Here is a 12,678-nt window from a genome sequence, read left to right on the forward strand (position 1 = left end):
CCTTTTTGAATCTCACTTGTTATATTGACCAAAATTATGAAGCTAATTTGTTTTAAAGAAAGATATTGGTACAAATGTTAAAAGTAAAAAAGCGGGAGAACCGCCTTTTTATTAAATTAAAGAGGTTACACAACGAATCTTTTTGGCATTTTTAAGTTTTTAATGACGTTATAAATTTGATCAACGTCTTCACATACAATTAATTTAGCTCGATGCTGAAGGGGAAGGAAACCTTCTTGAACTGCATGGTCTAATTGGGTAATTAATGCATTATAAAAGCCATTTACGTTATATAAAATCATGGGTTTTTGGTGTTGATTGAGTTGGCCCCAAGTGGCTATTTCCAATATTTCTTCGAATGTTCCTAAACCACCTGGTAATGCAATAAATGCACTTGCGCGTTCTGCCATCATGGCTTTACGTTCATGCATGGTTTCTACGACATGTAGTTCGGTGAGTCCCGCATGTGCGACTTCATAATCAAGCATAAATTCAGGGATAACACCGACAGCTTCTCCGCCGTTTGCAAGAACGCTCTCTGCGACTTGTCCCATTAAACCGATACTGGCACCGCCATAGACTAAACCAAAGCCTTGTTCAGCGATTCCATGAGCCAGTTCAATCGCCTTCTCTCGATAGATTGGTTTATTTCCTGCACGTGAACCACAATATAATGCAATAAGAGGTTGCTTTGTTTTTACAGCTGTTATTGGTGAATCATTTACTGCCATTGTTAATACGCTATTCATTGTTTTATTTTTACCTTATCACGTTCATATTTCTTGTCTACACTAAGCAAAAGATATGACAACTTTATAAGCAGATTTATAAGAAATATTCATATTTTGTATGGGTTTGGTGAATGCTGGGCATGAGCAAATAAAAATGATGAATTTATATTAAATCTTGCCTATACTAAAAATTCGTTTAACAACATATGAACAAATATGGGTAGTGGTTGTAGTCGCTCCGTTTTAATTTCTTGTCTTAAAAAAACATTTTCCCCACTTTGTGTAGGCGCGCCTGTTGTGTTGCCAAATAAAGATAAAATCCAAACAACACAGGAGCAGGATCAATGATCTTTGAATGGATGTCTGATCCGTCGGCTTGGGTGGGTTTAGCAACTTTAATCGTTCTTGAAATTGTATTGGGGATCGATAACCTCGTTTTTATCGCGATTTTGGCCGAAAAACTGCCACCAGAGCAACGAGCTAAAGCCCGTATAATCGGTTTGGTGCTCGCGTTAGGAATGCGTCTTGTACTCTTAGCCTCAATTGCTTGGGTCGTGACACTGACTGAGCCACTCTTCCATATTTTTGATCATCCATTTTCTGGTCGTGATTTGATTTTGCTATTCGGTGGAGTGTTCTTACTCTTTAAGGGCACCATGGAACTGCATGAGCGGATGGAAGGAAAACAACTTCATAAAGAAGATAATCCCGTACATGCCGCGTTCTGGATGGTTATTGTCCAGATTGTTGTGCTTGACGCTGTATTCTCGTTAGACAGTGTGATTACAGCTGTAGGTATGGTGAAAGAGCTGTCAGTAATGATGGTTGCTGTTGTTATTGCTGTCGGAATCATGTTGTGGGCATCAAAACCACTCATGGACTTTGTCAATAAGCACCCAACAGTCGTTATTCTGTGTCTTGGCTTCTTGATGATGATCGGTTTCTCTTTAGTTGTGGAAGGCTTTGGTTTCCATATTCCGAAGGGTTATTTATATGCTGCAATTGGTTTCTCAATTTTAGTCGAAATGATCAATCAGAGTATGCGTCGCAATCAGGAAAAGCTGGTTACTACGACAGACCTGCGTTATCGCACAGCCTCTGCTGTTTTACGTATGTTAGGTAGCAAAAACAGTGGTTCTTCAGATACTCAATCTTCTGATAAAGAAGATGTATTGGCTACGCAAGCTTTTGCAGATGAGGTTTTTGACGAAGACAATGGTGCTTATCACAGTGTGTTGGTACAAGGCGTTCTCGGTTTATCAGAGCGTCCTGTAAAATCTGTTATGACTCCACGTCCTGAGCTTGAGTGGATTGACCTAGACGATGAACCTGAAGTTTTAAAAGAACGTTTAATGTCGATGACACACTCTCGTTTAATTGTCGCACGCGGTGAGCTTGATAATATTGAGGGTATTGCACTTACGCATAAAGTTTTAAACAACTTTATTGAAACAGGTGTAATTGATTTCCAAAAGCATCTACGTGAACCTGTGATTGTGCATGAAAATGCTCAAGTACTCATGGTGATGGAGCAACTACGCCAAGCACCTCTACAAATGGCAATTGTTCTAAATGAATATGGTTCAATCGAAGGTATTGCAACGCCAATCGATATCTTAGAAGCAATTGCGGGTGAATTCCCGGATGAAGATGAGTTAGATGCTGCTGCTGAAAGCTTGGCAGATGGTTCATTAATGCTTGAAGGTTCAACTGACATTCGTCACGTATCACTTTTATTAGGTCGTGACTTGGTTGATGAAAGTGAACAATATTCAACTTTGTCCGGCTACTTGTTATTCCATTTAGGCCGTTTACCTGAAAATGGTGAAGCTGTTGAGGCGGACGGTTATCGCTTTGAAGTGATTACGATGGAAGGTCATAAAATCGAGAAAGTTCATATTGTTTCGATCGAACAAGATGAACTAAAAGATTAAATGACATTTTAAATTTAGAAACATCATAAAATAGCTCAACTCTGAGCTATTTTTTATTTGAGAAACACCAAATGACCCAACAAACTTGTCCATGTGGGAAAGGCAGCTATATAGAATGTTGTGAGCCTTTACATTTAGGCACAGCAAAAGCACTAACGGCAGAGCAGCTTATGCGTTCACGCTATAGCGCTTTTGCATTACAACAAATTGATTATATTGTAGAAACGACTGCTTTAGGTCAGCAAACAGCACTTGATAAGGAGGCTATTGCAGAGTGGAGTAAACAAAATCAATGGTTAGGTTTAGAGGTAGTTAACGCCAACGAGAAATTAGATAAAACTCATGCACAGGTTGAGTTCAAGGCTCATTATCATGATGGACAAAAAGCCCAAATACACCATGAGATTTCACATTTTGTATCTCACCAGCAACAATGGTTTTTTCTCGACCCAACGGTTGAAATGCAAGTCACCATGAAACAACCTTGTATATGTGGTTCAGGAAAAAAATTTAAGCAATGCTGTGCACAATTTCTGTAAGTTTATCTTAAAATACGCCCACTGTTTGGCCTGAGGGAAAGGGCGATGTTACTCACCGTTATTTATATTATTGCGATTACTGCGGAAGCCATGACAGGTGCATTGTCTGCTGGTCGACGGAGTATGGACTGGTTCGGTGTCGTACTGATTGCCTGTGTGACTGCTTTAGGTGGTGGTTCGGTGCGTGATGTATTGCTAGGTCACTATCCTTTAACTTGGGTAAAACATCCTGAATACTTAGTTCTGACTTGCTGTGCTGCATTTGTCACAATCATTATTGCCAAATGGATGCGTCATTTACATAACATCTTTTTGGTGCTCGATGCTTTAGGCTTAATTGGGTTTACGATTATTGGCTGCCAGATTGCCTTACAAATGGGGCATGGTTTTGTCGTGTCGGCAGTAGCAGGGGTGCTGACTGGGGTATCTGGTGGTATTTTACGTGATATTTTATGTAATGATGTTCCGTTTGTTTTCCGCCGTGAACTCTATGCGAGTATTTCTTTTGTCGCAGTCATCTGTTACTGGGTTTGTCAGGATTTAGGATTAAGTTTAGAGTTAACCGTCATTTCAACTTTGGTGTTTGGTTTTACCTTACGCCTGATTGCGATCTATTTTGGATTGGAAATGCCGAAATTTATTTATAAAGATGATGATGCAGAATCGGCTTCTTCAACCGACGAACATTAATCATGTAGAACTCCATGTGGGCATGCTATAACAATTAAATATATTGTCTTGCTCACCTATTCTTTCCAGTAGAGTTTTTCCTATGGACCTGATTTCACGTATACAAAATCTTCCAATCGGCAAATTTCACTACACATTATTGTGGGTAGTTGGGTTAGGTTGGATGTTTGATGCGATGGACACAGGAATCATTGCTTTTATCATGACAACGCTTGTGAAAGACTGGGCATTAACACCAGCCGAAAGCGGTTGGATTGTGAGTATTGGTTTTGTAGGAATGGCTATTGGGGCCGTTTGCTCAGGGGCTTTAGCAGACCGCTTTGGTCGTAAGGCAATATTTGCAGTGACTATGGCGATCTATAGCATCGCGACAGCCTTATGTGCTTTTGCTCCAGACTTAAAGTGGTTATTAATTTTCCGTTTTATTGTTGGTCTTGGATTAGGTGGACAGTTACCTGTTGCAGTGACATTGGTGAGTGAATATATACCTGCACATGTACGTGGTCGTTTTATCGTACTACTCGAAAGTTTTTGGGGTTTGGGTTGGCTAGTTGCGGCACTCATTTCTTATTTTATTATTCCTAAATTTGGTTGGCATATTGCCTTTCTTATGGGAGGCCTTCCACTAATTTATATTTTAGTGATTTGGAAAAAACTCCCTGAATCGATACCGTACCTGATTAACCGTGGACGTGTTGAAGAAGCACATGCATTAGTTCAAAAATTAGAAGCTCAAGCAGGTGTTCAAATTGTTCACCATATTGAAGTCGTGCCTGTTGCCATGCGACAAAAAGTCTCTTTTAAACAACTGTGGAGTGGTCAATTTGCTCGCAGAAGTTTAATGCTTTGGCTCATCTGGTTTGGAATTGTATATTCCTACTACGGTATCTTTACGTGGCTACCAAGCTTATTGGTGAAACAGGGCTATGACATCGTTAAATCTTTTGAATATGTTTTGTTGATGATTTTAGCGCAGCTACCCGGCTACTTGGCAGCAGCATGGTTTGTGGAGCGATTGGGTAGAAAAATTACACTCGCTGCATTTATCGGTTTTTGTGCGTTGTCAGCATATTTCTTTGGACAAGCCGATAGTGTAAATAGCATTATGTTTTGGGGCTGTCTCATGTCATTCTTTAATTTGGGTGCATGGGGAGTGTTATACACCTATACACCAGAGCAATATCCAGCCAATATTCGGGCTTTCGGTTCGGGCTGGGCATCGGCAATGGGCCGTTTAGGTGGAATTTTGGCGCCGATAGTCGTCACTCATATGATGGTTTCCAAAAATGGGTTTAGCCATGTTTTTATGATGTTCACTATTGTTTTACTTTTGGTTGCAGCTGTAATTTTAATATTAGGTGAAGAAACTCAAGGTAAAAGACTAGAGTCTATAGGACTCTAGTTTTGCCTAACTTTATAGCAAGTAACTAAAAATATAGAGAGATGAGACATAATTTGACGCTCAGGTGACAGAGTCCCTCTTGTGTCTGTAACATAGCCCACTTAGCATAAGACTCACTTAAAATAACGACTGATTTGGAAGATAAGCTGACTATGACCAGCCTTGCGCATCAAGCGACAGAAAACCGCTCTGTAGCCGAATTTACTGAACAGGCTTACCTGAATTATGCCATGTACGTCATCATGGACCGTGCATTGCCACATATCAGTGATGGCTTAAAACCCGTACAGCGCCGTATTGTCTATGCCATGAGCGAGTTGGGCTTAAAAAGTAGTGGTAAGCCAAAAAAATCGGCCCGTACTGTCGGTGACGTACTCGGTAAATATCATCCGCATGGTGATTCGGCGTGTTATGAAGCCATGGTTTTAATGGCTCAGCCATTTAGTTATCGCTATCCTTTAATTGAAGGTCAAGGGAACTGGGGTTCACCAGATGACCCTAAATCGTTTGCTGCGATGCGTTATACCGAGGCAAAACTTTCTGCCTACAGTGAGTTATTACTAAGTGAGTTAGGACAAGGCACGAGTGAGTGGCAAGATAACTTTGATGGTTCTTTAAAAGAACCGATTACTTTGCCAGCACGAGTCCCTAACATTTTGCTTAATGGTACAACCGGTATTGCGGTTGGTATGGCGACCGATATTCCGCCACATAATTTACGTGAAGTGATTAAAGGAACAATCGCTTTAATTCGTAATCCGCAAACTTCAGATGAAAAATTGGCTGAATATATTCCAGCACCAGATTTACCAACAAAAGCTGAAATTATTACTCCGCCTGAAGAATTACTCAAAATCCAGACGACTGGACGTGGTAGTTACCGCATGCGAGCGGTTTATACCATCGAAAAAAATGAAATCGTGATTACCGAGTTGCCGTATCAAGTATCGGGTTCTAAGGTGATTACTCAAATTGCCGACCAAATGCAGGCCAAAAAGCTGCCCCTAGTGGTGGATGTACGTGATGAGTCGGATCATGAAAACCCAACACGACTTGTGATTGTACTGCGTTCTAACCGTATTGATGCGGAAGCGGTGATGAGCCACTTATTTGCGACTACCGATTTAGAATCAAGCTACCGTGTTAATTTAAACATGATTGGCGAGGATGGTCGTCCTCAGGTTAAATCGATTCGTCGTATCTTGCTTGAGTGGATTGAGATCCGCAAAAAAACGGTAACTCGCCGTTTAGAATATCATTTAAACCGCATTGAAAAACGCCTACATATTTTGGCAGGTCTTTTAATTGCTTATCTCGATATTGATACAGTCATTCGTATTATTCGTGAAGAAGATCAGCCTAAACCTGTATTGATGGAACATTTCAAAATTGATGAAATACAGGCAGAAGCAATTTTAGAACTCAAGTTACGTCATTTAGCAAAACTTGAAGAGATGGAAATCCGTCATGAACAAGATGAGCTTGCTGCAAAAGCTGCCATTATTCGTGAACAGTTAGAAAATCCAGAATCTTTAAAGAACCTGATTATTGGTGAATTAAAAGAAGACGCGAAAAAGTTTGGTGACGAACGCCGTTCTCCAATTGTCGCGCGTGCTGAAGCTGTTCAAATTAAAGAACAGGATTTAATGCCAGCTGAAGCAGTAACAGTGGTTTTATCTGAAGCAGGATGGATTCGTGCTGCAAAAGGTGCTGATGTTGATGCAGAGAATTTAAACTATCGTGCTGGCGACCAATATTTAAGTCATGCAGTGGGTAAAACCAATCAACGAATTTATTTCCTTGATGAGACAGGGCGTAGTTACGCATTACCTATTAGCAGTTTGCCATCAGCAAGAGGTTTAGGTGAGCCATTAAGTTCGAAACTTGCTCCTGCAAGTGGAGTATCGTTTATTCAGGTCTATTTAGATGATGAAGAGTCGGAAATTATTGCTGCCAGCTCATCAGGTTATGGCTTTAAAACTCAAGTCAAACAGTTAGATACCAATGCCAAGGCAGGAAAAAGCTTCTTGTCGGTACCTGAAAAATCAACAGCTTTACCCTTAATACCTGCCCAAAACATGACACATTTAGCTGTGCTCAGCTCAGCAGGGCGACTCTTACTTATTGATTTGTCAGAACTGCCAAGCTTAAATAAGGGTAAAGGTAATAAGTTGATACAACTTGAAGCGAAAGAGCAGATTTTATCCATGACAACCCTGAACTTAGATGAAATAATTCAGGTGGTTGCAGGTCAACAACATCTAAAATTAAAAGGTGAGGATCTACAAAAATACATGGGTAAACGTGCTTCAAAAGGTCACCTCTTACCACGTGGATATCAAAAAGCAAATAAACTGTTGATTCAGAGATAAAGCTAGCGTCGGGCAACATAAATACGCTATATATGGCAACATGTTCAAGCAATGAACTGAACTTGTTGGTATGGAATAATGATTAAAAGGACAGCAATTTGGAGTACATAATTTGTACTCCATACAAAAAATTTGACAGGGTCAAATTGTCAAAACTTCTGTCTCATAATCTTGTTCGAAAGTGTCATGAATGTGCCAATAAGTTTAAATATGTTCTGGCACCAAGAAGCTAAAGAATAGCTGGGGCATTGAATAACAGTTATTACTAAGGATTACGAATCGGAGATAATGGCATTATGGAAAAGATTTGGTTTGCAGAATACCAAAAAACAGGGATTCCAGAAACAGTAGCATTGCCTGCGGAAAATACCTCTCTTGTTGATATTTTTGAGAGTAATTTCCAAAAATTTGGTTCTCGTGATGCCTTTATCTTTATGGATAAAGCGATGTCATTTAGTGAGTTAGAGCTTGCGAGTCGTAAGTTCGCGACCTATTTGCAAAATTTGGGGTTAGCAAAGGGAACTCGTGTGGCAGTGATGATGCCGAATGTGTTGCAGTATCCTGTAGTTGCATTAGCAGTGTTACGTGCAGGTTTGGTTTTAGTAAATGTTAATCCACTTTATACAGCACGTGAACTCGAGCATCAATTAAATGACTCTGGTGCAGAAGTACTCGTGATTATCGAAAACTTTGCCAGTGTTTACCAAAGTATTTTAGGTAAAACTCCTGTGAAGCATGTTGTGGTTGCGACAGTAGGAGATATGCTGGGTACGCTTAAAGGTACGTTAGTAAATTTTGTATTACGTAAAGTACGTAAGCAAATTCCAGCTTGGAATATTCCGGGACACGTTAAGTTTAATGCTGCATTAAATAAAGAGAGTCCAAGTAATTATAAGCGCCCGAATTTAACTTTAAGCGATACTGCCGTACTTCAATATACGGGTGGTACTACAGGTGTTTCAAAAGGTGCGGAACTGACTCACCGTAATTTGGTTGCAAACCTTTTACAGTGCGATGGTATTTTCCAAAGTAAATTTGGTGCAAATGATGGTGCTAAAGGAGACCGTATTGTTTGTGCATTACCGCTTTATCATATTTTTGCGTTCATGGTTTGTGCAATGTACGGTATGTATAAAGGTCAGGCAAATATCTTGATTCCGAACCCACGTGATTTACCGGCTGTAATTAATGAATTACGTAAATATCAGCCATCATTCTTCCCAGCAGTAAATACATTATTTAATGCTTTAGTGAATAATGAAGAATTCAAACAACTTGACCATAGCAATTTAAAAATGGCGATGGGTGGGGGTATGGCAGTTTTACCTTCTACAGCAGAAGCTTGGAAGAAAATTACTGGTACAACCATTATCGAAGGTTATGGCTTGTCTGAGACTTCTCCGGTAGCGACGGCGAACCCACCAGCTTCTACTGAATTTAGTGGCACAATTGGTATTCCATTACCTTTAACAGAAGTTGCTATTTTAGATGATGACGGTAATGAAGTTGCTTTGGGAGAACAAGGTGAAATTTCAATCCGTGGTCCTCAAGTCATGAAAGGCTATTGGAACCGTCCGGATGAAACAGCTAAAGTCATGACAGCAGATGGTTTTTTCCGTACAGGTGACATCGGCGTTATGGACAGCCGTGGATACGTTAAAATCGTAGACCGTAAAAAAGATATGATTTTGGTATCTGGCTTTAACGTTTATCCAAGTGAAATTGAAGAAATTATTGCTAAACATCCAAAAGTATTGGAAGTGGCTGCAATTGGTGTTCCAGACGAAAAATCAGGTGAAGTGCCTAAACTCTTTATCGTGAAAAAAGATCAAAGCTTAACCACTGAAGAAGTTTTGAACTTTGCTAAAGAGAACTTAACAGGCTATAAACGCCCTCGTTATGTTGAGTTTATGGATGAATTACCAAAATCAAATGTAGGCAAAATTTTACGTAAAGACTTACGTAAACCAGCCTAATCAGTTAATAAAAAAAGCGCCTTAGGGCGCTTTTTTTTGTTTTTATATTTTATGGTTTTTCATAAACCAGCGGTCTATATAAGGGCGACCAATTCCAACCATTCCAACAAAAACAAGCATCGTACCAAGTTGTAAGCGTAGATGAGTTAAATCGAGCTGACCATAACTTAAATAATTATCTATAAGGCAATATAGAGCAATCACAATTAACCAATGCCACAAAGTAAGTCGTTTAATACCGACTGCAATAAAAGTAATGGTTAAAATGACAAAGGTACCAAGCGTCGATTGCCAATTCAGATTTGCACAAATTACACTCAATAAAAAAGCGACAATAGGAAGCACGATTTTTAATATACGATCTACCTGAAGTTGATTCTGTTTTTGCTTGTCTAAGACGTCAAACAATTCTTTTTGATCAGGTTGTTGCATATATGGCCCTATTAATCAGTGATGACAAGTGATTGCATAAAATTTCAGGTAAAAACGCAATGTTATGATAGCATGATCAACAGTATTTTCAGTGATGGATGGCACTATGCAGGGCATTAGCGGCATTATCTATATTATTTTAGTGGCATGTTTGCTGCCATACGCATTTACCGTAATTGCAAAGGTTAAAGGTGGTTTTCAGCCTGTCGATAATCAAAACCCGAGAGCTTTTTTTGCTAAAACAACTGGCCTAGCTGCTCGTGCAAATGCTGTGCAACAAAATAGCTTTGAAAGCCTACCTTTATTTTTAACGGCTATTTTGATGGCTGAATATATGGTTGTTCCAGAATATTTCATTCTGAGATTAGGTTGGGCATATATTATTTTAAGAGTGATTTATGGGATTTGTTATTTAACTAATTGGGCAACTTTACGTTCGATTGTTTGGTTCTTATCTATATTGTGCCCAATCTTCTTATTAGTGATCACGATAAAACTGACTTGAGTGTCATTCTGTCACCATTCATATCAACTTTCGCGTGTGCCCATTGTATAATCGGCATCATTTTGATGATATCCACGCTATAATCGAGTGGATTTTACATCTGACTTCATAACGAAAGAGTATTGATATGAGTTACAGCAATATCCCAGCAGGTAAAGATGCACCAAATGACATCTATGTCATCATTGAAATTCCTGCAAATGCAGCACCAATTAAATATGAAATCGATAAAGATTCTGATGCATTGTTTGTAGACCGTTTCATGGGTACAGCAATGTTCTATCCAGCGAACTACGGCTATGTTCCAAATACTTTGTCTGAAGATGGCGACCCATTAGACGTACTTGTTGTAACTCCACATCCTGTTGCTGCTGGTTCTGTAATTCGTTGCCGTCCAGTGGGCAAATTAAACATGGAAGATGACGGTGGTATTGATGCGAAATTAATCGCTGTTCCACACGAAAAATTGTCTCCACTTTATAAAGACGTGAAGGAATATACAGATCTTCCTCCATTGTTGATTAGCCAAGTTGAGCATTTCTTCAGTCACTATAAAGATTTAGAACCAGGTAAGTGGGTAAAAATCAGTGGTTGGGAAGGTGCTGATGTTGCTAAAGCTGAAGTATTAAAAGCAATTGAAGCTGCTAAATAAGCTTTAATTTATAAGCTCAGAGTTTCTGAATTGATATTCTGAGCTTAATAAAAAACCTACATCTGTTGCCAGATGTAGGTTTTTTTATGCTTGATAGATTTGTGAATTAAAATAATTTCACAGGAATATCAAGGAAGATACGCCATTCATTGGTATCGCCAATGTACGCATTGGTTTGATAAGCATCGCTTGCACGGTAGTAGGAGTTACGAATACGAAGACTTGCATCTTTAGCGAAACCACTTTGAACTGTGTATTTCACTTGGTTAAAGAATTCACGTTCTTCAGCATCATCAGTTAAACCTTTAACTTTGATGTCCCAACCGTATACAAATGCAGTTGTCCAGTTTAGACCTGGTAATACACCTAATTTACCAAAGTCGAGGCTGTATTGAATTTGTGCAGATTTTTCATCATTACCGATGAAGTCAGACAGATAAGAGTTTGGCAAATAAATACTTTGACCGCCGTCAGCATTTTCCCCATAGTCATAACCGACATTACCACTGTTTTGTTGGTAAGCAACCATGATGTTATGTGGACCAGTATTATAGGCTGTAGAGATTGCCCAAATATTGTTTTTACGATTAGATAGGTCATCTGTAGTTTGTGAATAAGTAGAAGCGCCTTCATCAAACTTAGTGTGATAACCACTGAAATCGTAAGTTAATGAGCTGTCATTCGCCAATGGTTGTTTATAGTTTAGATTAACGTAGTGACGTTCAAGTTTATCTTTACTATCTAGACCATAGTAAGATGCATTTAAATTATCATCAAACTTGTATTTACCACCCCAAACAATTGCACGATCAAGACGACGACCGTCGGTATTAACTTGGTCAGAATATTGGTTTTTAGTGAATTTACCAGCAATTACTTCTAAATCTTTAATTTCATGGCTGGTTAACAATGTACCTGTGAAATACTCAGGAACCATACGTGCAGTGTTACTTGCCAGAACAGGTAAATCAAGTACTTGAGTACCGTAACGTACTGTTGTATTGGAGAAACGCGCTTTAACGCTACCGCCACCACGAGCCCAGTGATCATAAGCTGAGCCGTCGTTGTGCTTAGGAATCATTTGGTTTCCGGCATTTTTATTTTCACCGATCTTAAATGAACCGTCACCAACAACGCCAACACCGAAGCCAACAATACCAGGGGTAAAGCCAGAATCAATATTTACGATTGCTGTTTGAGCAAATGAACTGGTGTCATCTACGCCATTTTTTTTGTCACGGCTGATGTAACCTGTACGGAAGAGAATAGAACCGTTCGCATCTTCAACAAATCCTTTTGCCTCACTTTGCTCGCTTGCCTGAGCTGAGGAAATTATTGCCGCAGAAATGAGAACTGCTAATGTAAGTTTTTGTGCTTTTAGCATATTTAAAGAACCTCATAAAAACGATAAATCCTGTGCCTTGTTATTGTTCAGGGCCTAAGAT

Annotated in this window: 11 protein-coding genes; 8 read left to right on the forward strand and 3 right to left on the reverse strand. The window is 39.4% G+C overall.

Annotated features, from left to right (window positions below; all coding sequences use genetic code 11):
- Nucleotides 1–125 precede the first annotated feature (125 nt).
- Nucleotides 126–749, reverse strand: a complete 624-nt coding sequence (locus tag HUN22_RS03140) for a TIGR00730 family Rossman fold protein (protein WP_217488063.1) — start codon at nucleotides 747–749, stop codon at nucleotides 126–128.
- A gap of 326 nt (nucleotides 750–1,075) precedes the next feature.
- On the opposite strand from HUN22_RS03140, the gene HUN22_RS03145 reads away from it, so the two are divergent.
- The 6 genes from HUN22_RS03145 to HUN22_RS03170 all read left to right on the forward strand — a co-directional run bounded on the left by HUN22_RS03145 (nucleotide 1,076) and on the right by HUN22_RS03170 (nucleotide 9,644).
- The gene (locus HUN22_RS03145) at nucleotides 1,076–2,665 is read left to right on the forward strand and encodes a TerC family protein (protein ID WP_174726466.1); all 1,590 of its coding nucleotides are present in this window, start codon (nucleotides 1,076–1,078) and stop codon (nucleotides 2,663–2,665) included.
- Nucleotides 2,666–2,736: 71 nt separating this feature from the next.
- Nucleotides 2,737–3,204, forward strand: a complete 468-nt coding sequence (locus HUN22_RS03150; protein WP_016144081.1) for a YchJ family protein — start codon at nucleotides 2,737–2,739, stop codon at nucleotides 3,202–3,204.
- 45 nt (nucleotides 3,205–3,249) lie between these two features.
- Complete coding sequence (locus HUN22_RS03155) at nucleotides 3,250–3,894, forward strand: trimeric intracellular cation channel family protein (protein WP_016144082.1); 645 nt, start codon at nucleotides 3,250–3,252, stop codon at nucleotides 3,892–3,894.
- An 82-nt stretch (nucleotides 3,895–3,976) separates the two neighbouring features.
- Nucleotides 3,977–5,296, forward strand: coding sequence for a niacin transporter NiaP (gene niaP / locus HUN22_RS03160; RefSeq protein ID WP_174726467.1), 1,320 nt, complete (start codon nucleotides 3,977–3,979; stop codon nucleotides 5,294–5,296).
- 152 nt (nucleotides 5,297–5,448) lie between these two features.
- Nucleotides 5,449–7,668, forward strand: coding sequence for a DNA topoisomerase IV subunit A (gene parC / locus HUN22_RS03165; protein ID WP_174726468.1), 2,220 nt, complete (start codon nucleotides 5,449–5,451; stop codon nucleotides 7,666–7,668).
- 296 nt (nucleotides 7,669–7,964) lie between these two features.
- Nucleotides 7,965–9,644 (forward strand): long-chain-fatty-acid--CoA ligase, encoded by a 1,680-nt coding sequence (locus HUN22_RS03170; protein WP_174726469.1) that lies wholly within the window; start codon nucleotides 7,965–7,967, stop codon nucleotides 9,642–9,644.
- A 42-nt stretch (nucleotides 9,645–9,686) separates the two neighbouring features.
- On the opposite strand, the gene HUN22_RS03175 is transcribed toward HUN22_RS03170, so the two are convergent.
- Nucleotides 9,687–10,076, reverse strand: coding sequence for a hypothetical protein (locus HUN22_RS03175; RefSeq protein ID WP_174726470.1), 390 nt, complete (start codon nucleotides 10,074–10,076; stop codon nucleotides 9,687–9,689).
- A 106-nt stretch (nucleotides 10,077–10,182) separates the two neighbouring features.
- Here HUN22_RS03175 and HUN22_RS03180 point away from each other — a divergent pair, with 106 nt between their 5' ends.
- Nucleotides 10,183–10,581 (forward strand): MAPEG family protein, encoded by a 399-nt coding sequence (locus tag HUN22_RS03180; RefSeq protein ID WP_174726471.1) that lies wholly within the window; start codon nucleotides 10,183–10,185, stop codon nucleotides 10,579–10,581.
- Nucleotides 10,582–10,708: 127 nt separating this feature from the next.
- Nucleotides 10,709–11,233: an inorganic diphosphatase gene (gene ppa, locus HUN22_RS03185; protein WP_002121243.1), complete on the forward strand. Its 525-nt coding sequence runs from the start codon at nucleotides 10,709–10,711 to the stop codon at nucleotides 11,231–11,233.
- 106 nt (nucleotides 11,234–11,339) lie between these two features.
- Here the strand turns inward: ppa and HUN22_RS03190 are convergent, their stop codons facing one another.
- Nucleotides 11,340–12,617, reverse strand: a complete 1,278-nt coding sequence (locus HUN22_RS03190) for an OprD family outer membrane porin (RefSeq protein ID WP_174726472.1) — start codon at nucleotides 12,615–12,617, stop codon at nucleotides 11,340–11,342.
- Between the last annotated feature and the right edge of the window lie 61 nt (nucleotides 12,618–12,678).

This window comes from Acinetobacter lactucae (genome assembly GCF_013344765.1).
Taxonomy (GTDB): domain Bacteria; phylum Pseudomonadota; class Gammaproteobacteria; order Pseudomonadales; family Moraxellaceae; genus Acinetobacter; species Acinetobacter lactucae_A.